Raw genomic sequence first — 22,596 nt, 5'->3', positions numbered from 1 at the left:
TAAATGAGGCAAAAGCGAACCCAGATCCGCGATCATCGCGCTGAGTCGGCACTGTTTTTTCGTCGAGCTCTTGTCTCATTTATTGGTATCGCAATACTTGTAGGCCTGCTGCTGTTTAATCTGTTCCATATTCAGGTTGAACAACATCAGGACTATCAAACCCGCTCTAATGATAATCGCATTAAAATTGTCCCAGTCTCCCCTAATCGCGGCTTAATTTATGACCGTAACGGGATGATATTAGCTGAAAACAGGCCTATCTACAGCCTTGAAATCACCTTAGAAAAAGTTTCTGAGCTCGATCAGACTTTTGCCGATCTTAAACAGATCATGGGCATTACTGATGAAGACATTACTAATTTCCAAAAAGAACGCCGTCGTACACGTCGTTTTAAATCAGTCCCTATTCTTGAGCACCTCAACGAAAAACAAGTTGCCCTATTTTCGGTCAATCAACATCGCCTACCTGGCGTTGAAGTTAAAGCCCACCTAAAACGTTATTATCCTTACGGGGATGCCTTAACTCACGTTTTAGGTTATGTGGCTAAAATTAACGATCGTGACCTTAAAAAACTCGATAAAGCCGGAAAGCTAAGTAATTACAAAGCTACGCGTGATATGGGAAAATTGGGCGTTGAACGTTATTACGAAGAACTCTTACACGGCACTTCTGGTTACCAAGAAGTTGAAGTCAATAGCCGTGGACGCGTGATCCGCACCCTAAAATATATTCCCCCGATTCCAGGCAAAGATATCAAGATCAATATTGATATTAAACTACAACAATATGTTCAAAACTTATTAACTGAACATACTGTTGATCCTGTTACAGGCAAAGAGATCATTAAACATAAACGTGGTTCTATCGTGGTATTAGATCCTAAAGATAATGCTATTTTAGCCATGGTATCTAGCCCAAGTTATGATGCTAATCTGTTCGTTCGTGGGATCTCAAGTAAGAAATATAATGCCTTATTGAATAATCCAGATCGTCCTCTAGTCAATCGTGTCACGCTCGGTATTTATCCACCAGCATCAACCGTTAAACCTTTTATTGCCGTTGCTGCATTAACGGAAGGGGTGATCACACCTAATACAACCCGTAATGATCCCGGTTGGTGGCAAATACCGAATACTACCAGTCGTAAATTCCGTGACTGGCTGCGTTGGGGTCATGGTCGAGTCAATATTTATAAAGCGATTGAAGAATCAGTCGATACTTATTTCTATCAGGTTGCCTACGATTTGGGTATTGATCGTCTTTCAACTTGGATGAATAAATTTGGTTATGGCGAATATACCGGCGTTGATATTCACGAAGAAAGTAAAGCAAATATGCCCACCCGTGAATGGAAACAAACCCGTCATAAGCGCCCATGGTATCAAGGGGATACTATTCCTGTAGGTATAGGCCAAGGTTATTGGACTGCAACTCCATTACAAATGGCGAAAGCAACCTCCGTACTGGTTAATAGTGGCGTTGTACATCGTCCACACCTACTTAAAAATATTATTGATGGCAATGTAGAAGCACCTGCTGAATTCAAAGATTTTTCACCAATCACTGGCGTCGATCAAAAAACATGGGAAATCGCACGTGAAGGTATGCACCGCGTACTTTACGGTAACCGTGGCACAGCACGTAAAGCGTTTTATAACACCCCCTATCAAGCGGGTGGTAAATCAGGTTCAGCTCAAGTCTTTGGTTTAGCTGAAAATCAAAAATATAATGCCGATGAATTAGAAGAGCATTTACGTGACCATGCCCTATTTACTGCATTTGCACCGTTTGATAAACCACAAGTTGTGGTCGCGATGGTATTAGAAAATGCTGGCGGTGGTTCAAGTAATGGTGGTCCTATAGCACGAAAAATATTTGACCATATGCTAATTAAACCAATTACTGAGTTGCCTCCACAATTGGTAACACCTGCAAAAACTACTGCGGAAGTACGTTAATGAGCATCATGGCAACAACTGGCGAAAAACCAAGTATAAGTGATCGCTTACATATTGATGTTCCATTATTACTCGGTTTATTAGCCATTATGAGTTTTTCATTGGTGATAATGTACAGTGCCAGCGGCCAAAGTATGCCAATGATGGAACGACAAGCAATGCGAATGGTGTTATCACTTGGGGTCATGTTTTTACTCGCACAAATTGCCCCACGCCACTATGAAGCATGGGCACCCTATTTATTTGGAATCGGATTATTACTACTCGTTAGTGTACTTGCATTCGGTGAAGTTTCTAAAGGCGCGCAACGGTGGCTTAATCTCGGTTTTATTCGCTTTCAACCCTCAGAATTAATCAAACTTGCAGTACCATTAATGGTGGCACGGTTTATTGGTAACCGCCCTTTACCGCCAACATTTATCAATATCTTCGTGGCATTAGTGTTAATTTTCACGCCAACGATTTTAATTGCCAAGCAACCTGACCTCGGCACCTCGATTTTGATAGCCGCATCAGGGATATTTGTTCTGTTTCTGTCAGGAATTAGCTGGCGAGTGATAATTGGTGCATTGGTATTACTCGCAGCCTTTATTCCTGTGTTATGGTTCTTCCTGATGCATGACTATCAACGCACTCGAGTGATGACCTTGTTTAATCCAGAGTCTGACCCATTAGGTGCGGGATACCATATCATCCAATCAAAAATTGCCATTGGTTCAGGAGGGATCACTGGGAAAGGCTGGCTTCATGGTACTCAATCACAATTAGAATTTGTTCCTGAACGTAATACTGACTTCATTTTTGCGGTGATAGCCGAAGAATGGGGATTAGCGGGTGTTATTGGTTTATTAGCAATGTATCTATTTGTGCTTGGACGAGGATTATTACTTGCGAGCAGAGCTCAAACAGCATTTGGGCGTATGATGGCAGGCAGTATCGTGCTCAGTTTTTTTGTTTATATTTTTGTTAATATCGGAATGGTGAGTGGATTATTACCTGTTGTAGGTGTTCCCCTCCCCTTAGTCAGTTATGGCGGAACCTCAATGGTTACTCTTATGGCTGGTTTTGGTATTCTAATGTCCATTCACACTCATAGAAAAATGTTGTCGAAGGCGACCTAATAAATGCGTTCACTATTTGTAGTTTTTTTCCTAATTCTTGCTGGGTGTAGTTCTTCGCCTGAACAAACCCAACAGCCACAAACAAAACCAGATACAACGGTTAAACCAGTTAAAGTGGTTAAAATCGTTAAAGTCACCAAACCCAACACTGATGATCCTAATGCAGGACGTTATTCTCTTAAAGATGATCGCGCACCCAATGTCATCCCTAATTTTTCAAAAGTAAAATTAATTACTCCCCACTACGAAGCTTATAGCCGTGGTGGAAATAAAGACTATACCCTACGCGGTAAACGCTACCATATTATTAAAAATCCCAAAGGTTATACCGAAACAGGGTTTGCATCATGGTATGGCGAAAAATTTCATGGCCATAAAACAGCCAATGGTGAAGTGTATAATATGTTCGCGATGACAGCGGCACATAAGACCTTACCATTACCAAGTTTTGTACGGGTTACAAATACACTCAATCATAAATCAATCATTGTTCGCGTTAATGATCGTGGTCCATTTCATGATGGCCGTATTATTGATTTAAGCATGGCTGCAGCGTCTAAATTGGGCGTAATAAGCTATGGTACTGCTCCTGTGAAAATTGAAGTATTAACCGTACCGAAACCATCAACGAAAGCTGAAATAAAGAAAGCACCAATTCCAATCCAATATTTTATCCAATTAGCGGCGGTTAATAGTCAGCAAAAAGCGGATCAAATGCAGCGCGAAGCAAAAAAACGTTACAGCACCAGTGTTGATATTGAAAAAATCACTGATCGGACTATTTTCCGTATTCGCTTAGGTCCATTTTTAGATCACAAAGATGCTGATTTATTGCTCGCTCAAATAAAAAATAAACATTATCCACAAGCATTTATGATCACGGAAAAACGATAACTAAACCTTCTCGTTATTTCATAATCATACTTACAGCCTATAGTTTTTTCATTGAAATCATAAAACTATAGGTTTTTTATAGCGTGTGCCCATAACAATGACCACGAAGCTAATCTTAATCTCCTAATGTCTGAACGATGGAAACTTCTGTTCTAGCACTGATTGCCAATATGTTATCTGTTATAGTAAGCCCACTTTTTAGCCACAGATTAATTAAAGTTAGATATATCATGAAGAAAACAGCTGTGCTTTTCCGTTCTGTAGCCATCTCCGCCACTCTGCTGGCTTCAGCTACTGTTGCTGCATCACCAGCAGTAGTACCTGAAGCTCCACAAATTGCGGCTAAAGGTTATGTTCTTATTGACTACAACTCAGGCAAAATCATTGCTGGTCACAATCAAAATGAAAAACTAGCGCCTGCGAGCCTAACAAAAATGATGACCAGTTATGTTATTGGTCAAGAAATTAAAAATGGCAATATCTCTCCTAATGATAATGTCGTTATCAGTAAAAAAGCATGGGCTAAAAACTTTCCAGGTTCATCAAAGATGTTCTTAGAAGTGGGTAAAACCGTTAAAGTATCAGACCTTAACCGTGGCATCATTATTGATTCAGGTAATGATGCTTGTGTGGCAATGGCTGAACACGTTGCGGGATCACAACAAGCGTTTGTTGAATTAATGAATGGTTGGGCAAAAAATCTAGGTCTGAAATCAACCCATTTCACCAATGTCCATGGTTTAGATAATCCCAATTTATACACGACCCCTTATGATCTTTCTGTTCTTGCGCGTGCGCTTATCCATGATCTTCCGAATGAATTTAAGATCTACGATGAAAAATCATTCACATATAACGGCATTACCCAATATAACCGTAATGGTTTATTGTGGGATCAAAGCATGCATGTTGATGGTCTAAAGACAGGCCATACTAACAATGCCGGTTATAGTTTAGTCAGCACCGCAACGGAAGGCGATATGCGTCTAATTTCCGTCGTTATGGGTACCGCGAGTAAACATGCTCGCCTTGCTGAAAGCAAAAAACTACTCACTTATGGTTTCCGTTTTTTTACAACATTAACGCCTTATAAAAAAGATCAAACATTTGTGACTGAAAAAGTCTGGATGGGTGCTACTGATAAAGTAAATCTAGGTGTAAATGAAAATACTTACGTTACGCTCCCTCGTAGCCAAGCTAAAGATTTAAAAGCAAGCTTCGTACTAACGAAAGAACTTAAAGCGCCAATTAAAAAAGGTGAAGTAATGGGTACGCTTTATTACCGCTTAGGTGATACTGATATTGCTCAATATCCTTTAGTTGCACTCACTGAAGTACAGCAAGGTAACTTCTTTAGTCGCTTGGTTGATTATGTAATGATGTTAGTACAAAGCTGGTTTTAAGCCGTAATCACGACCAAAAACACTCATAAAGAAGCTGCCGATGGCGGCTTTTTTTTGCTTCTCAAGCTTGCATACCTATTTTGCAATAACCTCGTACTCTCTCTTCAATTGTGTTCTTGTGTTCCAACTAATGACGCATTAAGATGCCAATATACTTCGTGTTTTGTGATCCATAACACGGCCTAAATTTGAATAAACGCAACTCTGGAGTTCTATATGCAAGAACAAGAGCAAGAACAACCAAAACTAAAAGACCTATTGGAATTTCCTTGTAGCTTTGCTTTCAAAGTCATGGGTGAAAATAAACCAGAATTAGCAGATCGTATTGTTGAAGTTATCCAAAAAACGATCCCTGGCGATTACGTTCCAACATCTAAGCCAAGCAGTAAAGGAACTTATACCGCAGTTTCTGTTACTGTAAATGCAACTAATGTTGAACAAATCGAAACACTGTATAAAGAACTTGGTGCGATCGATATCGTGCGTGTTGTGCTATAGCAGTAAACTCTATGGCGACCACTTCTGGGTCGCCATTTTTCTCTTTATCCCCTCATCTTTCTTTTCTTTTACTTTCTTTTACCCCTTCGATATCCCCCTGCAAACTATTAATAAGCACTGAATTACGGGTTAATCATGCATCTTTGGATAGTTTAGGTATAATGACTTGGTTCACAGTCATAAAATGACGCTTTGCGTTATATCAATAAATAGGCACAAATTTGCAAAAATCTCTTATTATTAGAAATCTTGGCCGTTGTGATTATCAAACTACCTTTGATGCTATGCATCAATTCACCAATGACCGCACTGATAACTCAGTTGATGAAGTATGGTTGGTTGAACACCACCCAGTCTTTACTCAAGGTCAAGCTGGAAAGGTAGAACATCTGCTCAACACAGGTGATATTCCAGTCGTTCAAAGTGATCGTGGTGGTCAGGTGACATATCATGGTCCAGGTCAGCAAGTTGCTTATATATTGATTAACTTACGCAGAAAAAAAATCAGTGTTCGTGACCTAGTCAGCCACATCGAAAACACAATTATTAATACGCTATCTCAATTTGGGATTACATCTAATGCTCGCCCTGATGCACCTGGTGTCTATGTCGACAATCGCAAGATATGTTCATTAGGATTACGGATCAGACGCGGCTGCTCTTTTCATGGTCTGGCACTTAATATAAATATGGATTTGGCCCCGTTCCAACGTATTAACCCTTGTGGCTATGCTGGAATGGAAATGACGCAAACCGCGTCATTAAATGGCCCGAGTGAACTGATGGAAGTTCAGCCGGTACTCATTGAAGAATTAACAAAATTACTCGACTACTCACAGGTCGAGTGGATGACGGAAAGCAATCAACTATGAGCAAACCAATTAAAATTGAACAAGGCGTTAAATACCGTGATGCAGATAAGATGGCATTAATTCCGGTACGTAATGTTGCCCAAGAAGAAGCACCCAAAGAAGTGCTACGTAAGCCTTCATGGATGAGAATAAAACTGCCATCAGACAGTAAACGCATTCAAGAAATAAAATCAGCCCTACGCAAAAACAACCTTCATTCTGTTTGTGAAGAAGCATCATGTCCGAATTTAGCAGAGTGTTTTAATCACGGTACTGCTACCTTTATGATTTTAGGTGCTATTTGTACTCGTCGTTGTCCATTTTGTGATGTTGCCCATGGTCGTCCATTACCACCCAATGCAGAAGAGCCAAGCCATTTAGCACAAACAATTGCAGATATGAAATTACGTTATGTGGTTGTAACCTCAGTCGATCGTGATGATCTTCGTGATGGTGGTGCGCAGCACTTTGTTGATTGTATTAATGCGATTCGTGAAAAAAGCCCACAAATTCATATTGAAACCTTAGTGCCAGATTTCCGTGGTCGCATGGATCGTGCACTAGAAATTTTTCACGATACAGCGCCAGATGTCTTTAACCATAATCTAGAAACTGCCCCACGCTTATACCGTAAGGCACGTCCTGGAGCGAACTACCAATGGTCGTTGGATCTATTAAAGAAATTTAAAGAAATTCATCCAACAGTACCAACAAAATCAGGCGTCATGATGGGACTGGGTGAAACAAAAGAAGAGATCATTCAGGTACTGACAGATTTACGCGCTCATGGCGTTACCATGCTAACTCTTGGTCAATACCTTGCACCAAGTCGTCATCACTTACCGGTTGAACGTTACGTACCGCCTGAAGAGTTTGATGAACTAAAGCAAATCGCATTAGATCTTGGTTTTACTCATGCCGCTTGTGGTCCATTTGTCCGCTCGTCTTACCATGCCGACTTACAAGCCCAAGGTGTTGAAATTAAATAATTAATTCGTTAGTTAGTTTCAATAAAAAAACCGCTTTAGTGATCAACTAAAGCGGTTTTTTAATAACCGAGATAACAGGTTAATTATTTAGCAAAAGCAGCGCCAAATACCGGAGCAATAGAATCTAATACAGAAACTGTTACTGGTTTACCTTCATTATCAGTAATGTTCAATGAAGTACGATTACCTAAATCACCAACCAAAATACGATATTTATCATTGGTTAAATTCATTGGTTTCGTACCTAACTGAGTCCAAAATGCATCATCAGGCTGACGGTATTTAACTTCAATTAAACCTTGTGAACGATTACGATCTTCAACGGTAAAGCCTAATTTTTGTAACATTATCGGTAAACGTTCCCACATATCATCATATGGTGCACGTGCAATAATAATCGGTAGACCACTACGATCCGTACCCATTACCACTGGAATATTTTTCAATTGCTCAGCAGCCGCTAAACGCGCTTGCTCACGAGCCATATTATCGTACTTCGACATCACTAAATTGGTCATTAAAATACTGTAACGACGCTTATTATCAGCACTAACCGGTTTAACTTCTCCGTTTTCACGCCAATCAGTTAACGTAATACGGTAGCTATTAATATTAGGTGATTTTGCAATCGTATAACGAGTACTGATCTTAGTGTCTTCGTCATCATTGGTCCAAGAAACCCAATCAGTATCAATACGATCAGCACTTTGTTTTACAATACCGACTTTATTATCCGTAATTAGCTGTTGTGTTACACGCCAGATCTTCATAAGGCCATTTGACGATGGCATAAACAGCGTTACACCTTGCTGATCAATCGCAGAGGTTACGCCAGGGATCAACTCTAACACCTGTAATGGTGGACGAATATCAACCTTAGTACCTACTTCACCTTGATACACACGTTGCGGAATAGCATAGTTTGTATTACTAAAAGGTTGAGCACCTGCCGGCAACGTCCAACTTTCAAGTGATGGCGTATTAAGATAATTAAAATCTTGCGCGGCCTGTCGACGACTGTCTGTACCACCAGAACATGCGGTGATAGTTGTCACTACGACGGCAGCTAATGCTAGCCGGTATTTATAATTCATTTATGCTCCTGCGCTCCTAGATTGTTACAACGACTAATAAATAACTACGTATTATAATACGTTAGCATCAACAAGTGCTTGTTTAACAATAGGCTGCTGTGATTCGCTTAAAACAGTAAGCGGAAGTCGTAAGTTATCGTGTTCAATTAATCCCATTTGGTAAGCGGCCCATTTAACGGGAATAGGATTCGCTTCAACAAACAGTTTGGTATGTAATGGCATTAAGCGTTGGTTGATCTCTTGAGCCGCGTCAATGTTCCCCTCTAACGCAAGGTTAAACATTGTCGCCATTGCTGCTGCTGCAATATTGGCAGTAACAGAAATAACACCATGACCACCTTCAGCAACAAAATCAACCGCCGTTGCATCATCACCGCTTAGTTGGATAAAATCTGCGCCACAAAGTTCCCGTGTTTTTTTAACGCGAGTAATATCACCCGTGGCATCTTTAATACCAATAATATTATCAAGTTTTGCTAATCGCGCCACTGTTTCTGGTAGTAAGTCAACCGCAGTACGACCGGGTACATTGTATAATATTTGTGGTATATCAGTCGCTTCAGCAATCGCTTTATAATGTTGATATAAACCTTCTTGAGTTGGTTTATTATAGTATGGCGTCACACTTAGACAGGCTGCAATTCCAGTACCAGAAAACAGTTTAGTGATCGTTACCGCTTCATGGGTTGCATTTGCCCCCGTACCTGCAATAACTGGAATACGTCCATCAACATATTCTAACGTTTTTAAAACAACTTTAATGTGCTCATCAACCGTTAATGTTGTCGATTCACCGGTTGTTCCAACAGCAATAATAGCCGTAGTACCTGCTGCAATATGGTGATCAACCAGCTTTTTTAGGCCGATATAATCAACTTCACCTGAAGGACCAAATGGCGTTAGTAGTGCTACCATGCTTCCTGAAAACATATCCGTCTCCCCTGTTTTATATATCGTAACGATTCTAAACTAATAACATTAACAACCAATCAATAAAAATGGTTACGGTATATAGCTAGTTTGTAAGTCATGGTACTTTTGCACGACTATAAACTCAAGCAAAGGGTGACTGAAAACCATTAACTGACGCGCTTTATCGTATTCATTTTAAGCTTGTCGGTTGTGTCTAACGTTTCTAACACTAAAAATACGTTTTGATGAGTCATTATTCTTGTTAACTACACAATTATAATAAAAAAATTTGTGATTATTGATGATGATTTGCGCTCTTTTGAAGAATCAGTCTGTGCTAACATGCTAATAATGATCACGAAAAAATGGCGCTAAATATGGAACATTACCTTGTAATAACCGCAGTAGGTACTGACCGACCAGGTATCACTGATGAGATCACCCATCTTGTCGCGCACAGTGGCTGTAACATCGTTGATAGTCGAATCGCTCTTTTTGGCTCTGAATTCACGCTAATTATGTTGCTCTCTGGCAATAGCAATGCTATCTCAAGAATTGAATCAACGTTGCCACTAAAAGGCCAAGAGCATGATTTAATCACGGTGATGAAACGCACCAATAAACATATTGCTCGCTTCTTTCCATATACGGCGGATTTTCATATTGAAGCAAAAGATAGCCCAGGGCTGATTAAACATTTCACCCATTTCATGGCTAGCCGAAAAATTGACATCTCAACCTTGAGTGCCAACACCATTGAAAATGGTCATACTGATATCGACAATCAATTAGTGCTTCAAATCAGTACCAATTTACCCGAAGACTGTAATTTAGTGAGCTTACAACAAGAATATGAAACGCTTTGTAGCCAACTAAACGCTCACGGTACTGTCAATTTTATTGGGCACCATTAATTAATTACCCATAAAACACACCATAACAGCGCATGTTATATTAACGTTTATGACTTATTAAAAGGACAGCTGCATGAATACACTAACAGCAGGAATGCTCGCTCCCACTTTTACGTTACTCAACCAAGACGACCAACCCGTCAGCTTAAGTGATTTTAAAGGTAAGAAAGTACTGGCTTATTTTTACCCCAAAGCAATGACCCCAGGTTGTACCGTTCAAGCGTGTGGTTTACGCGACAGTAAAGCTGAACTAGAAGCCCTTAACGTGGTTGTTTTAGGTATCAGTATTGATCCTGTTAAGCGTTTACCTAAATTTATTGAACGCGATAATCTTAACTTCACCCTGTTATCTGATGAAGATCATGCAGTAGCTGATCAATTTGGCGTGTGGGGAGAGAAAAAATTCATGGGCAAAATTTATGATGGTTTGCACCGCATCAGTTTCTTAATTGATGAGCATGGCAAGATTGAACACGTGTTTGATAAATTCAAAACCAAAGATCATCATCAAGTCGTATTAGATTACCTTAATCAGTAATCTAATCACAAAAAAACCACAAAGGCTGTTATCAGTCGTTGTGGTTTTTTTTAGTATTTACACTACTTAATAACGTTAATAACTAACAGGAGGCGTATTATCTTTCATCACTAATGCGCCCCACACAGCTTTGACTAAAGTTGCTAATGGGATCGCAAAGAATACGCCCCAGAACCCCCATAAACCGCCAAACACTAATACCGCAACAATAATTGCCACGGGATGTAAGTTAACCGCTTCAGAGAACAGAACGGGAACTAAAACATTGCCATCTAATGCTTGTACAATGCCGTAAGCGGCTAACAACCACCAAAACTCAGGTGTCCAACCCCATTGGAATAATCCGACCATCGCAACCGGTACTGTCACCGCTGCTGCACCGATATAAGGAATTAGTACGGATAAACCGACTAATACTCCAAGTAGCGCAGCATACTGAAGTCCCATCACAACAAAAACAATATAACTCGCGATACCAACAATGAAGATCTCGATCACTTTACCGCGAATATAATTAGAGATTTGTTGATTCATCTCAGCACTTACTTTAGTCGCTAAACGACGATTACTAGGTAAAACATCAATAAATGAACGTAAAATAATATCTTTATCTTTCAATAAAAAGAAAATCAATAATGGCACTAAAATCAAATAGACTCCGAGTGTCGCCAAACTCACTAATGATGATAATGAACCTTTGACTACACTACCGCCTACTGTCAATACTTTCTCACGTAAGGTATCGGTTAATACAGTCACTTGAAGCGGTTGTACAAAATCAGGATAACGTTCAGGTAAACTTGAGACATAAACCTGCAAATCATTAAACATTTTCGGCACATCAGCACTTAAATTGGTAATTTGATGCCAAATCGTCGGTACTAAGCCAAACAAAGCTAACACCATTAGCCCTGCAAAAATAATCAGCACGATAGCAACAGAAAATGTACGAGGCAGACCCCAATGGGTAAAACGTGCTACGGGAGATTCAAGCAAATACGCCAGCACAATCGCAACCAGCAATGGTGTGATTAACCCACCAAAGAAATATAAGGTTAAAAAAGCCCCCGCTAAAATGATCATTAAACTCACAGCATGAGGGTCAGAGAATCGGCGCTGATACCAACTTTTAAACATATGCAGCATGAGAATTACAGTCCTTTTTTCACAAAAATAACCAGCTGATAGGTATTTTCAGCCTGTATATCAAGAATAAATCCATTGTTTTTCAAATAACGAATAATATCCATTTTAGTGCCGTCGGCTAAAACCTTAATTTCAAGTTTCTGGATCGACAATAAATCGCGACATTTTCGCTTTACTATCAATAATGCTAATGGACAACGGTGAGCCATGAGATCAAGTGTTAGGATTTCCATTCCAATTGCGTGACAGTGATTATCCATTATCGTATTGTAACCTTAACCGCAAGGAATAAGCGAGATAACCACAAAGCGAAATATCACAATAGCGAACCTAAGCTAAAATTCGCTGTCGTAACAATGCAGAAGGTTATCGATAATTGCCCCGTTTTCCCCTATTAATCGACATGGTGGTTGTATTATTTATATGTTCCAATTTGCTAAAGCACCAACCTATATCTTACTGTCAGCCTTGTTAAGTACTAGCTTGCCGGCTATAGCGAATAACGCCTCTTCATTACCTGACATTGGTACGACAGCAGCATCAACGCTGACTATTGATAAAGAAATTGAATATGGTGAGATGTACATGCGAATAATGCGCGCCAGTCGTCCCATTATTAATGATCCCGTATTATCAGAATATATCCAAGATCTTGGGCATAAATTAGTTGCTAATGCTGATGGTGTTAAAACGCCGTTTGATTTTTTCTTGATTAAGAATTATGAGATCAACGCATTTGCCTTATTTGGCGGTAATATTGGAGTCCATTCAGGATTATTTTTACATGCTAAAACGGAAAGTGAACTCGCGTCAGTTATCGCACATGAAATTGCTCATGTCACTCAACGCCATCTTGCTCGTACTTTAGAAGATCAAGCAAAGAAAAACCCAGCGACAATGGCAGCGATGCTAGGCTCTTTATTATTAGTAATTGCAGCACCTGAAGCGGGGATAGCAGCATTACACGCAACAACAGCGATATCAATACAAGGTATGTTAAACCATACCCGTAGTAATGAAAAAGAAGCAGATCGCATCGGTATATCTACCCTCGCCAAGGCAGGTTTTAATCCACAAGCAATGCCACATTTTTTTGAACGTTTAGCCGAACAATACCGCTATACCACTAAATTACCCCCAATGTTACTTAGTCACCCATTACCAGAATCACGCATTACAGACAGTCGTTTACGTGCGAATAATTATTCAGTCGTTAGATTGCCACCATCTGAACACTATCTGTTGGCGAAATCACGTATGGTGGCACGCTATGTCGGTTTTAGCCAAACATCAGCCTTAAACTGGTTTAATACTGAACTCAAAAAAGCACCAGCCAACCAACATAAAGAACTTAATTATGGTAAGAGCTTGGTCTATATCGATAAAGGTCAGTATGCTAAAGCTCAACAATTATTGTTGCCATTACTTACAGCTGAACCTAATAATTTATTTTACATCGACGCGGAAACAGACTTAAATTTATATCAAAAACAATATGATAAAGCGATCACTCGTTTAAAAAACGCATTACAATATCAACCAGAGAGTAGCGTGTTACAACTTAATTTAGCCAATGCTTTATTAGAAGCTAAACGTTACCAGCAAAGTATTAACATACTGACCCGTTATAGTTATCAGCAACCTAATGATATTAATGGCTGGGCATTATTAGCGCAAAATTATGCCAAACAAAATAAACGTGATGGTGAGCTCGCAGCAATGGGTGAATTAGCCGCATTACGGGCACAATGGGGGCTGGCAATCAGTAACTACACGCAAGCGGCGCAACGCGCAAAACTAGGTTCACTCGATCAAGCGCGCTATGATGCACGATTGGATCAACTTCGCCTTCAACAAGCCAAATTTGAAGCTTTACGTTCTTCTTTTTAGTGGCTCTTTTTATTGATAAGGAATTAACAATGACTATTTCGATTTATCACAATCCGCGTTGTTCAAAAAGTCGTGAAACATTAGCTTTACTGACAGAGCATGGTATTACGCCAACCGTCATTCATTATTTAGACACCCCTCCCGCTATTGAACAACTACAACAACTTTACCGTCAACTCGGTTATAGCAATGTACGTGAGATGATGCGAACTAAAGAACAACAATATAAAGAACAACAACTCGATGCGGAAACACTAACGGATCACGCTTTATTTGAAGCAATCATATCGTGCCCTAAATTACTTGAACGACCAATTGTGGTTAACAGTGACAACGATAAAGCCGCAATGGGACGTCCACCTGAGCATGTTTTGAGTATTTTATAATGACTAAAATCTTAGTGCTCTATTACAGTCTTCATGGTAATACGCGCCAATTAGCACGTCATATTGGCCGTGGCATCGAACAAGTCGATGGCTGTGAAGCGATACTAAGAACGGTAGCAGACATTCATACAACACCGACGACATCAGTAATATCGACACGGATAGAAACAAGTACTGATCCCATTGTCACTCATGATGATCTCAAGCAATGTTCAGCAATGGCGATGGGAAGTCCTGTTAGGTTTGGCAATATGGCAGCCCCACTCAAACACTTTCTAGACAGTACTAGTGCCGAATGGTTATCCGGTACATTAATAGGAAAACCTGCCTGCGTGTTTACCTCATCGTCATCATTACACGGCGGTCAAGAAACTACGCTACAATCAATGATGTTACCGCTATTACATCATGGAATGTTAATTGTGGGGATTCCCTATTCTGAACCGTTGTTACATACAACGCACCATGGCGGCACACCTTATGGCGCATCGCATATTAATAACGGTACAAATAAACAATTACACCCAGATGAAATAGCACTTGCTCAAGCCATTGGACGGCGTTTAGCAACCATAGCATGTAAATTAAGTGGCTAGAAAAAGGAGTCTTCATGCCCAAAATGCAACGACTAACACATTTTGCTCGTCAATCTGCATTGATCAATTATTGCAGTTTGATTATTTTCATTAGCCTATGGCAATTACAACTATCGTCTCATCCTCAATTATCCGCATTCATCATCACCGCGTTATGGGTCATCCCCTTATTATTACCCTTACCCGGAATATTTGCTGCAAAACCTTATACCCATGCATGGGCAAATTTTATTCTAATGTTTTATGTTCTGCATGCCGTCACGCTTATCGTCCTCAATGATGGTGAACAAGGATTAGCTGCCATCGAGTTGATTATCGTTAGTGTATGTTTTATTAGTAACATTCTTTTTGCGCGTTTGCGGGCTAAAGAACTAGGGATTAAATTAAAACGATTATCACAAGTTGAGCGTGAAGAGCATGCGCGCTATAACGATTAATCGTTAGCACTAAAATGTGATAAAAAAAACCTCAGCACTGAATATACTGAGGTTGTTTATTTTACTCAAAATAACGTCATCTAATTACTTTGTTAATATGTAATTAACTATTCCAAGAATAAATATTTTGTGCCGTTACGGTTAATGCACTTGAAGCAGTCACTGATGGTACAGCACTGACAGTATCAGTTGTCACGGGGATTATTGCAGAGGTAGTCGACACGACAGGATCAGCAGCAAAAGCTATTGCTGATTGAGTTTGACGCACTTGATCATCATGGCTAATCTCTTGATGGAATGCCTGCTCAGAACCTTGAAGATTTAATTGAAAAATAACACTATCGCCTTTAATTCTCATGGCATTAGCACTGTTCACAGTCGTTAAACCATTAAGCATTTTTTCTAGAGCAAAAAAGTTTTCAGTTGACTGAATATTATCAACTTCAATATTAACTTTACCACCAGCAACACCACCTAAAACGACGGCATATTTATTAGCTAAGTAATCCGTCACTTGATTAATCATCTTATTTGATGATTGTGCCAATGTGCCAGATGTTGTACCTGTAATCGGTTGTACTTCTGCCGTTGCAATCTTACTTGGTTGCTGCGGATAAAACTGCCAATTTAAGCTAACATTTCCGTCTGGCTGTTGTTGCGCTTTCACCAATAATAATCCATCCGCATGATAACGCGTACTTGCCACAGCAATAGGATCAATAAAACCACCCCATAAATCTGACGCATTTACAGCCGTTTCATCCGTTATATCTCCCACAGGGAACGTTAATGGTAAACCTCGACTATCAGCGGCTTGTTTAGTGTCGTTAACCAACGCATTGGTTGACTGATCCCACAGAATATTACGTTGCTGGCCATCATTATCGACCATCCACACTAAAATATTTGGACGTTGCTCTTTCCAAATACTCGCTTTTGATTTAATCAATAATTGTTTAATTTGGTTTTTATCAAAGCTTAAATTAATAGCGCGTTGACCATCAACTTGACTATAACCAAGCTGACTAACATAACGACCGCTATTAGTAATCGCAGTTTTAATCGTAGCGTTATTTAAAATATCAGTATTACCTGATATTTTTACCAACACATTTGCTAATCCCTGTTCACGGGCAGCTTGATCGGCTTGTTGGTCACTTCCGATCAAAGTAACTTGGGTTCGATAAAGATCATTTACCGTCGCAGCTTGTACCGGCAATACCAATACCGCTAAAAATAATAATGCAAATCGCAACATAGTAAGACTCATGGTTAACTCAAAAAAATGGACCTATTAAAGCAGACAACAGGCTTTATCATTGGTGCCGTATCATAGCGCAGAGAATGAGAAAATTATTCGACAATTTCAGCAATATCATTTTATAACTCACATTTTTAATAGTGCAAAGATCACTCATATGCAAACAAAACGCCATTCGTTCTAAATTCGAGCAATTACAGGTACTTTTCGTCTTTTATTAATCTAGGTTATCGTTTGCTTTCGTGATAGGATTGCGCGATTTTTTTTACTTAGAGATGAATATCATGATGCAGGTTCTTCAAGGTGCACAAATGCTATTTGTAGCATTTGGCGCATTAGTTCTGGTTCCGTTATTAACAGGACTGGATCCTAATGTGGCTTTATTTGGCGCAGGTGCTGGCACACTTTTATTTCAAGTCGTCACTAAACGATCGGTACCCATTTTTCTAGCCTCATCTTTCGCCTTTATTGCTCCTATGATGTATGGCATCCAAACATGGGGTGTTGCAAGCACTATGGGGGGTCTCATGATGGCGGGCGTGGTTTATGTCATCATGGGCGGTATCATCAAGATTCGTGGTGTTGGGTTTATTCATCGCTTATTACCTCCCGTTGTTGTCGGTCCAGTCATCATGGTGATCGGTTTAGGATTAGCACCCGCGGCAGTGAATATGGCAGTAGGTAAAACTGGCGGCGGTGACGTGCAATTAATCGCTCACGATACTGCTTTATGGATCTCAGCGATTTCCCTTACGGTCACTATTACCTTAAGTGTTTTTGCTAAAGGTATTCTAAAATTAATTCCAATCGTCGGCGGTATTACAGCAGGTTACGTTACTAGTCTTGGTTTTGGTGTTATTGATTTCACACCTGTTGTACAAGCAAGTTGGCTGGCTGTTCCTAATTTCACCTTGCCTGAATTCAATATCAATGCTGTCTTGTTTATGATTCCAGTAGCAATTGCACCTGCGGTAGAACATGTCGGTGATATTTTAGCTATTTCTAATGTAACAGGAAAAGATTACCTCAAAAAACCAGGCTTACACCGTACAATGGCGGGTGATGGCATTGCAACAATTGTCGCCTCTTTTCTTGGTGCACCACCTAATACTACCTACTCAGAAGTCACAGGTGCCGTTATGCTGACCAAAGCATTTAATCCTGTCATCATGACTTGGGCAGCGGTTACTGCAATTGTTTTAGCATTTGTTGGTAAATTAGGCGCAATACTGCAAACTATTCCAGTACCAGTAATGGGCGGCATAATGATTTTATTATTTGGTTCGATTGCAACGGTTGGATTAAATACTCTGATAATAAATCAAGTCGATTTACATAAAGCCCGCAATCTCGTGATTGTAGCCGTAACATTAGTATTTGGTATTGGTGGAATGGCATTTGGTATCGGTGAATTTAGCTTACAAGGTGTGAGCCTATGCGGTATTGTTGCTATTTTATTGAACCTGATTCTACCACAAGATTTAGGTGAAACTAATGTGGTTGATAATGCACAAATTGAAGATACTGAACATCTATAATTACAACAATTGTCATTTATAGACGACCAATTAAAATAAAAAAAACCGGACATTCTTGGTCCGGTTTTTTATATCAGCGATAATCAATACTAAAATTATTTAGTACCGAAAATTTTATCGCCCGCATCGCCAAGACCAGGAATAATGTAACCCTTATCATTTAGCTTTTCATCAATAGCCGCTGTGTATAGCTCTACATCTGGGTGCGCTTTTTCTAAAGCCGCAATACCTTCAGGCGCAGCAACAAGTACCAATACCTTAAATTGCGTACAGCCATGTTCTTTTAATAGATCAAGCGTTGCAATCATTGAACCGCCAGTCGCCAGCATTGGATCAACAACCAATGCAATACGCTCATCAATATTCGACGCTAATTTATTAAAGTACGGAATAGGCTCTAGCGTTTCTTCATCACGGTAGATACCAACAACACTGATACGTGCACTTGGCATATGCTCTAATACACCATCCATCATACCTAAACCGGCACGAAGAATAGGCACTACAGTCACTTTTTTACCCTTTAGTTGATCAACTTCAACTGGACCATTCCAACCTTCAATGATCAATTTTTCTGTTTCGAAGTCTGAAGTCGCTTCATACGTTAATAGGCTACCAACCTCGGTTGCCAATTCGCGAAAACGCTTAGTGCTAATATCACCTTCACGCATAAGACCAATCTTATGTTTAACCAGCGGGTGTTTCACCTCAACGACTTTCATCTCGACTCCTGGGAACTAAATTATAAAAAAATATAAAAATCGCAGCATTATATACCAAGCCAATCGATTGCCGATAGTATCAAATGTTTAATTGGCTAAAAAATAGCCACACTCACAATTTGACGCAAACGTTTGCCTTACTATAATAACTGCTGTTATTATATGTTGGTTTTTTACTTTAATGCGTTTGAGGGATCATCTGTGAGCAACAAAAACTCTTCTCTTAGTTACAAAGATGCTGGTGTTGATATTGATGCTGGTAATGCGTTAGTTGACCGTATTAAAGGCGTAGTTAAACGCACTCATCGCCCTGAAGTTATGGGGGGGATTGGTGGTTTTGGTGCTTTATGTTCATTACCAACTAAATATAAAGAACCCGTTTTAGTGTCAGGAACTGATGGCGTAGGAACTAAACTTCGCCTTGCTATAGATCTAAAACAGCACGATACCATTGGTATTGATCTGGTGGCCATGTGTGTTAATGATCTGATTGTACAAGGTGCTGAACCATTGTTTTTCTTAGACTATTACGCCACAGGTAAACTGGATATCGATACTGCAGCCAGCGTTGTAGCAGGGATTGGTGAAGGGTGTATTCAATCAGGTTGCGCACTCATCGGTGGTGAAACTGCTGAAATGCCGGGCATGTACCATGGCGAAGATTACGATGTCGCGGGGTTCTGTGTTGGTGTGGTAGAAAAAGCTGACATCATTGATGGTTCAAAAGTCACTGCTGGCGATGCACTTATTGCTGTCGGTTCAAGTGGTCCCCACTCAAACGGTTATTCATTAATTCGTAAAATATTAGAAATTTCCCAAGCAGATCTTAATCAAGATCTTGACGGTAAAAAACTATCTGAACATTTATTAACACCCACTAGAATTTATGTCAAATCAGCGCTAAAAATGATTGAGAACTGTGATATTCATGCCATTTCTCACATTACTGGTGGTGGTTTCTGGGAAAATATCCCACGCGTATTACCACAAGGTACTAAAGCCGTTGTTGATGGCAACAGCTGGCAATGGCCTGCTATTTTTAACTGGTTACAACAGGCGGGTAATGTCGATACCTATGAAATGTACCGAACCTTCAACTGTGGTGTCGGTTTAGTGATTGCTTTACCACCAGCACAAGCAGCACTGGCAATTGAAATTTTACAGGCCGAAGGCGAAAATGCTTGGCTGCTCGGTGAAATTGCTACAGCCGCAGTCGGTGAAGAGCAAGTAGAGATTAACTAAAGCTATGCATAATATTGTTGTCTTAATCTCAGGAAATGGCACTAATTTACAAGCGATTATTGATAGTTGTGCCAATGGCATCATCAAAAATAGCCGTATTGCTGCTGTGATCTCAAATAAAGCCGATGCTTATGGCCTTGAGCGAGCCCAATTTGCCAACATAGAGACACTTTCTATTGCTGTAACTGATTACGCCAACCGCCAAGATTATGATCAAGCTCTGATTGAAAGAATTGATGCTTATCAGCCTGATGTGATTGTGTTAGCGGGTTTTATGCGGATTTTATCTGCAGATTTCGTCAACCATTATCAAGGGAAAATGCTTAACATTCATCCTTCCTTGTTACCTAAATATACGGGATTAAACACCCACCAGCGCGCTATTGATGCGGGAGACACAGAACATGGCACCAGTGTCCATTTCGTTACCGAAGAGTTAGATGGTGGCCCCGTTATTTTACAGGCTAAAGTGCCAATTTTCACAACAGACAGTGTCGATGATGTTATTGAACGAGTACAACGACAAGAACATAATATCTATCCATTAGTGATCCAATGGCTACTGAGTCAGCGATTATTAATGCAAAATGGTGATGCGGTGCTAGATGGTAACAAACTGCCACCACAAGGCTATGCTGCACAGTAATGACTTAATCTATTTATCTAAAAAAGGCGACCTCATTGAGATCGCCTTTTTATTATCTGTTACTAATAGCGGGCACTACCGTTAGCAAGTACTAACATCTACTGCAATTGCATCATAAACCACTTCACCAAAATGGAATACACGAAATTCACCACTTACCATCTTCTGCCAATTTTCATCATTGGTTAACGGCTGAGTAGCAATGACCGTTACTACATCATTGGCGGTTGTTTCACGTTGAAAATCAATTGTTACGTCTTCATCAATTAATGATGCTTTACCAAACGGAGCTCGACGAGTGATCCAATGTAAGTTATTAGTACAATAAGTTAGTACATACTCACCATTACTCAGTAGCATGTTATACACACCCAATTGACGTAATGTGTCACAACACTCCGCAAAATAACCAAACACTGGCGTCATATCAGCGGGCAAGACCGGGAAACGAATCTCTAACTGGTTCATTAACCAACAGAATGCAATTTCACTGTCAGTATCACCCACCGCTTGATTGCGGCCAGTCACTAATTGCTCATAACCTGTCAGTTGACCATTATGAGCAAAAGTCCAATAATTACCCCATAGCTCACGCGTAAAAGGATGCGTATTTTCTAAACTCACCCCACCACGATTAGCCTGACGAATATGACTCACAACAGCATGACTCTTTATTGGATATTGTTGCACCAACTCGGCAATACGTGATTGACAGCTTGGATTAGGATCTTTGAACGTTCGACATCCTTTACCTTCATAAAAGGTAATTCCCCAACCATCACGGTGTGGTCCTGTATTACCACCACGCTGCATTAAACCAGTAAAGCTAAAACAAATATCTGTTGGTACGTTGGCACTCATGCCTAATAATTCACACATTTTTATTTCTGCTCTTTTTGCTGAATCATGCTTATTTAAAGATCAATAATCATTGTTATTATTTGATTTATTTATAACCAATCGACGATTATTTTTCCATTTCTTTTTCAACTAACATAATTAAAATATGAATAATTTTAATATGAATTTCTTGAATGCGATCGGCATAACCAAAATGTGGAACTCGAATTTCAACATCCGCCAATCCTGCCATTTTGCCGCCATCTTTACCTGTTAAGGCGATGGTCTTCATTCCCTTAGCTTGCGCCGCTTCAATTGCTTTCAGAATATTGGCAGAGTTGCCTGAGGTTGATAATCCAAACAATATATCGCCTTTAGCGCCGACAGCTTCTAAATAGCGAGAAAATACATATTCATAACCAAAATCATTACTGACACAAGATAAATGGCTCGGATCTGAAATTGCAATTCCAGGATAACCTGGGCGATCATCTCGATAGCGACCGGTTAATTCTTCAGCAAAATGCATCGCATCACAATGAGAACCACCATTACCGCATGATAATACTTTTCCACCTTGCTTAAATGAATCAGCTAACAATTTAGCCGCCGCTTCAATATCTGCTAAGTTCTTATCATCATTTAAAAAACGGTTTAGGACGTCAGCGGCATCAGTCAATTCGCTGTGGATCAGATCTTTATACATAAGCTGCTCTCTC

Annotated in this window: 24 protein-coding genes; 16 read left to right on the top strand and 8 right to left on the bottom strand. The window is 39.9% G+C overall.

What is annotated here, in order from left to right; all coding sequences use genetic code 11:
- Positions 1 to 3 precede the first annotated feature (3 nt).
- From mrdA to lipA, 7 genes are all read left to right on the top strand, one after another.
- A complete protein-coding gene (gene mrdA / locus GLP24_RS17360) occupies positions 4 to 1,959 on the top strand; it encodes a penicillin-binding protein 2 (RefSeq protein ID WP_101770134.1) in 1,956 nt (651 codons plus the stop codon).
- Positions 1,959 to 3,080, top strand: coding sequence for a rod shape-determining protein RodA (rodA, locus tag GLP24_RS17355; RefSeq protein ID WP_152654333.1), 1,122 nt, complete (start codon positions 1,959 to 1,961; stop codon positions 3,078 to 3,080). The genes mrdA and rodA overlap by 1 nt, the downstream gene beginning before the upstream one ends.
- Before the next feature lie 3 nt (positions 3,081 to 3,083).
- Positions 3,084 to 3,974, top strand: a complete 891-nt coding sequence (locus GLP24_RS17350; RefSeq protein WP_101770132.1) for a septal ring lytic transglycosylase RlpA family protein — start codon at positions 3,084 to 3,086, stop codon at positions 3,972 to 3,974.
- 230 nt (positions 3,975 to 4,204) lie between these two features.
- The gene (locus GLP24_RS17345; protein ID WP_101770131.1) at positions 4,205 to 5,377 is read left to right on the top strand and encodes a serine hydrolase; all 1,173 of its coding nucleotides are present in this window, start codon (positions 4,205 to 4,207) and stop codon (positions 5,375 to 5,377) included.
- A gap of 216 nt (positions 5,378 to 5,593) precedes the next feature.
- Complete coding sequence (ybeD, locus tag GLP24_RS17340) at positions 5,594 to 5,875, top strand: DUF493 family protein YbeD (protein ID WP_101770130.1); 282 nt, start codon at positions 5,594 to 5,596, stop codon at positions 5,873 to 5,875.
- Positions 5,876 to 6,096: 221 nt separating this feature from the next.
- Positions 6,097 to 6,747 (top strand): lipoyl(octanoyl) transferase LipB, encoded by a 651-nt coding sequence (lipB, locus tag GLP24_RS17335; protein ID WP_101770129.1) that lies wholly within the window; start codon positions 6,097 to 6,099, stop codon positions 6,745 to 6,747.
- Positions 6,744 to 7,715, top strand: a complete 972-nt coding sequence (lipA, locus tag GLP24_RS17330; protein ID WP_045040757.1) for a lipoyl synthase — start codon at positions 6,744 to 6,746, stop codon at positions 7,713 to 7,715. The genes lipB and lipA overlap by 4 nt, the downstream gene beginning before the upstream one ends.
- 83 nt (positions 7,716 to 7,798) lie before the next feature.
- Here lipA and bamC read toward each other — a convergent pair whose 3' ends face one another.
- Both bamC and dapA read right to left on the bottom strand, forming a co-directional pair.
- Complete coding sequence (bamC, locus tag GLP24_RS17325) at positions 7,799 to 8,809, bottom strand: outer membrane protein assembly factor BamC (protein WP_101770127.1); 1,011 nt, start codon at positions 8,807 to 8,809, stop codon at positions 7,799 to 7,801.
- 51 nt (positions 8,810 to 8,860) lie between these two features.
- The gene (gene dapA / locus GLP24_RS17320; protein ID WP_101770126.1) at positions 8,861 to 9,739 is read right to left on the bottom strand and encodes a 4-hydroxy-tetrahydrodipicolinate synthase; all 879 of its coding nucleotides are present in this window, start codon (positions 9,737 to 9,739) and stop codon (positions 8,861 to 8,863) included.
- A 359-nt stretch (positions 9,740 to 10,098) separates the two neighbouring features.
- Between dapA and GLP24_RS17315 the strand changes: the two genes are divergently transcribed.
- Complete coding sequence (locus tag GLP24_RS17315) at positions 10,099 to 10,635, top strand: ACT domain-containing protein (RefSeq protein ID WP_101770125.1); 537 nt, start codon at positions 10,099 to 10,101, stop codon at positions 10,633 to 10,635.
- Positions 10,636 to 10,708: 73 nt separating this feature from the next.
- Positions 10,709 to 11,173 carry a thioredoxin-dependent thiol peroxidase gene (gene bcp, locus GLP24_RS17310; RefSeq protein ID WP_152654329.1) on the top strand — a complete coding sequence of 155 codons (465 nt, stop codon included), beginning with the start codon at positions 10,709 to 10,711 and terminating at the stop codon, positions 11,171 to 11,173.
- A gap of 75 nt (positions 11,174 to 11,248) precedes the next feature.
- Here bcp and GLP24_RS17305 read toward each other — a convergent pair whose 3' ends face one another.
- Together GLP24_RS17305 and GLP24_RS17300 are read right to left on the bottom strand one after the other, a co-directional pair.
- Positions 11,249 to 12,319: an AI-2E family transporter gene (locus tag GLP24_RS17305; RefSeq protein ID WP_101770123.1), complete on the bottom strand. Its 1,071-nt coding sequence runs from the start codon at positions 12,317 to 12,319 to the stop codon at positions 11,249 to 11,251.
- A 5-nt stretch (positions 12,320 to 12,324) separates the two neighbouring features.
- Complete coding sequence (locus GLP24_RS17300; RefSeq protein ID WP_232579539.1) at positions 12,325 to 12,579, bottom strand: sulfurtransferase TusA family protein; 255 nt, start codon at positions 12,577 to 12,579, stop codon at positions 12,325 to 12,327.
- Positions 12,580 to 12,742: 163 nt separating this feature from the next.
- Between GLP24_RS17300 and bepA the strand changes: the two genes are divergently transcribed.
- The 4 genes from bepA to GLP24_RS17280 are packed head-to-tail and all read left to right on the top strand — an operon-like array spanning position 12,743 to position 15,628.
- A complete protein-coding gene (bepA, locus tag GLP24_RS17295; RefSeq protein ID WP_232579540.1) occupies positions 12,743 to 14,209 on the top strand; it encodes a beta-barrel assembly-enhancing protease in 1,467 nt (488 codons plus the stop codon).
- Positions 14,210 to 14,238: 29 nt separating this feature from the next.
- Entirely contained in the window at positions 14,239 to 14,595 is a 357-nt protein-coding gene (arsC, locus tag GLP24_RS17290; protein ID WP_101770121.1) for an arsenate reductase (glutaredoxin), read from the top strand.
- Positions 14,592 to 15,191 carry an NAD(P)H:quinone oxidoreductase gene (wrbA, locus tag GLP24_RS17285; protein WP_232616325.1) on the top strand — a complete coding sequence of 200 codons (600 nt, stop codon included), beginning with the start codon at positions 14,592 to 14,594 and terminating at the stop codon, positions 15,189 to 15,191. Before arsC ends, wrbA begins: the two co-directional genes overlap by 4 nt.
- A gap of 14 nt (positions 15,192 to 15,205) precedes the next feature.
- On the top strand, positions 15,206 to 15,628 hold the full coding sequence (locus GLP24_RS17280; RefSeq protein ID WP_232616323.1) for a DUF2069 domain-containing protein: 423 nt from the start codon (positions 15,206 to 15,208) through the stop codon (positions 15,626 to 15,628).
- 103 nt (positions 15,629 to 15,731) lie between these two features.
- Here the strand turns inward: GLP24_RS17280 and GLP24_RS17275 are convergent, their stop codons facing one another.
- The gene (locus tag GLP24_RS17275) at positions 15,732 to 16,898 is read right to left on the bottom strand and encodes a DUF2066 domain-containing protein (RefSeq protein WP_232616322.1); all 1,167 of its coding nucleotides are present in this window, start codon (positions 16,896 to 16,898) and stop codon (positions 15,732 to 15,734) included.
- 275 nt (positions 16,899 to 17,173) lie between these two features.
- Between GLP24_RS17275 and GLP24_RS17270 the strand changes: the two genes are divergently transcribed.
- Positions 17,174 to 18,427, top strand: coding sequence for a uracil-xanthine permease family protein (locus GLP24_RS17270; RefSeq protein ID WP_101770148.1), 1,254 nt, complete (start codon positions 17,174 to 17,176; stop codon positions 18,425 to 18,427).
- Between the two features lie 95 nt (positions 18,428 to 18,522).
- Here GLP24_RS17270 and upp read toward each other — a convergent pair whose 3' ends face one another.
- A complete protein-coding gene (gene upp / locus GLP24_RS17265) occupies positions 18,523 to 19,149 on the bottom strand; it encodes a uracil phosphoribosyltransferase (protein WP_101770117.1) in 627 nt (208 codons plus the stop codon).
- 201 nt (positions 19,150 to 19,350) lie between these two features.
- Here upp and purM point away from each other — a divergent pair, with 201 nt between their 5' ends.
- Together purM and purN are read left to right on the top strand one after the other, a co-directional pair.
- Positions 19,351 to 20,391 carry a phosphoribosylformylglycinamidine cyclo-ligase gene (gene purM / locus GLP24_RS17260; protein ID WP_101770116.1) on the top strand — a complete coding sequence of 347 codons (1,041 nt, stop codon included), beginning with the start codon at positions 19,351 to 19,353 and terminating at the stop codon, positions 20,389 to 20,391.
- Positions 20,392 to 20,395: 4 nt separating this feature from the next.
- Positions 20,396 to 21,037 (top strand): phosphoribosylglycinamide formyltransferase, encoded by a 642-nt coding sequence (purN, locus tag GLP24_RS17255; protein WP_232613619.1) that lies wholly within the window; start codon positions 20,396 to 20,398, stop codon positions 21,035 to 21,037.
- An 81-nt stretch (positions 21,038 to 21,118) separates the two neighbouring features.
- Here the strand turns inward: purN and GLP24_RS17250 are convergent, their stop codons facing one another.
- Together GLP24_RS17250 and lpcA are read right to left on the bottom strand one after the other, a co-directional pair.
- On the bottom strand, positions 21,119 to 21,916 hold the full coding sequence (locus GLP24_RS17250) for a class II glutamine amidotransferase (protein WP_221945181.1): 798 nt from the start codon (positions 21,914 to 21,916) through the stop codon (positions 21,119 to 21,121).
- A gap of 88 nt (positions 21,917 to 22,004) precedes the next feature.
- Positions 22,005 to 22,583: a D-sedoheptulose 7-phosphate isomerase gene (lpcA, locus tag GLP24_RS17245; RefSeq protein ID WP_232616321.1), complete on the bottom strand. Its 579-nt coding sequence runs from the start codon at positions 22,581 to 22,583 to the stop codon at positions 22,005 to 22,007.
- Positions 22,584 to 22,596 lie beyond the last annotated feature (13 nt).

The organism is Photobacterium carnosum (genome assembly GCF_021236965.1).
Lineage (GTDB): Bacteria > Pseudomonadota > Gammaproteobacteria > Enterobacterales > Vibrionaceae > Photobacterium > Photobacterium carnosum.
The sequence above is the reverse complement of the archived record's forward strand: the minus strand, read 5'-3'. Positions and strand labels throughout refer to the sequence as shown.

Bases quoted from the DNA above. Each gene is read 5' to 3' on its own strand.
- mrdA (WP_101770134.1), top strand. From the start codon at position 4: ATGAGGCAAAAGCGAACCCAGATCCGCGATCATCGCGCTGAGTCGGCA.
- rodA (WP_152654333.1), top strand. From the start codon at position 1,959: ATGAGCATCATGGCAACAACTGGCGAAAAACCAAGTATAAGTGATCGC.
- GLP24_RS17350 (WP_101770132.1), top strand. From the start codon at position 3,084: ATGCGTTCACTATTTGTAGTTTTTTTCCTAATTCTTGCTGGGTGTAGT.
- GLP24_RS17345 (WP_101770131.1), top strand. From the start codon at position 4,205: ATGAAGAAAACAGCTGTGCTTTTCCGTTCTGTAGCCATCTCCGCCACT.
- ybeD (WP_101770130.1), top strand. From the start codon at position 5,594: ATGCAAGAACAAGAGCAAGAACAACCAAAACTAAAAGACCTATTGGAA.
- lipA (WP_045040757.1), top strand. From the start codon at position 6,744: ATGAGCAAACCAATTAAAATTGAACAAGGCGTTAAATACCGTGATGCA.
- bamC (WP_101770127.1), bottom strand. From the start codon at position 8,809: ATGAATTATAAATACCGGCTAGCATTAGCTGCCGTCGTAGTGACAACT.
- dapA (WP_101770126.1), bottom strand. From the start codon at position 9,739: ATGTTTTCAGGAAGCATGGTAGCACTACTAACGCCATTTGGTCCTTCA.
- GLP24_RS17315 (WP_101770125.1), top strand. From the start codon at position 10,099: ATGGAACATTACCTTGTAATAACCGCAGTAGGTACTGACCGACCAGGT.
- bcp (WP_152654329.1), top strand. From the start codon at position 10,709: ATGAATACACTAACAGCAGGAATGCTCGCTCCCACTTTTACGTTACTC.
- GLP24_RS17305 (WP_101770123.1), bottom strand. From the start codon at position 12,319: ATGCTGCATATGTTTAAAAGTTGGTATCAGCGCCGATTCTCTGACCCT.
- GLP24_RS17300 (WP_232579539.1), bottom strand. From the start codon at position 12,579: ATGGATAATCACTGTCACGCAATTGGAATGGAAATCCTAACACTTGAT.
- bepA (WP_232579540.1), top strand. From the start codon at position 12,743: ATGTTCCAATTTGCTAAAGCACCAACCTATATCTTACTGTCAGCCTTG.
- arsC (WP_101770121.1), top strand. From the start codon at position 14,239: ATGACTATTTCGATTTATCACAATCCGCGTTGTTCAAAAAGTCGTGAA.
- GLP24_RS17280 (WP_232616323.1), top strand. From the start codon at position 15,206: ATGCCCAAAATGCAACGACTAACACATTTTGCTCGTCAATCTGCATTG.
- GLP24_RS17275 (WP_232616322.1), bottom strand. From the start codon at position 16,898: ATGAGTCTTACTATGTTGCGATTTGCATTATTATTTTTAGCGGTATTG.
- GLP24_RS17270 (WP_101770148.1), top strand. From the start codon at position 17,174: ATGATGCAGGTTCTTCAAGGTGCACAAATGCTATTTGTAGCATTTGGC.
- upp (WP_101770117.1), bottom strand. From the start codon at position 19,149: ATGAAAGTCGTTGAGGTGAAACACCCGCTGGTTAAACATAAGATTGGT.
- purN (WP_232613619.1), top strand. From the start codon at position 20,396: ATGCATAATATTGTTGTCTTAATCTCAGGAAATGGCACTAATTTACAA.
- GLP24_RS17250 (WP_221945181.1), bottom strand. From the start codon at position 21,916: ATGTGTGAATTATTAGGCATGAGTGCCAACGTACCAACAGATATTTGT.
- lpcA (WP_232616321.1), bottom strand. From the start codon at position 22,583: ATGTATAAAGATCTGATCCACAGCGAATTGACTGATGCCGCTGACGTC.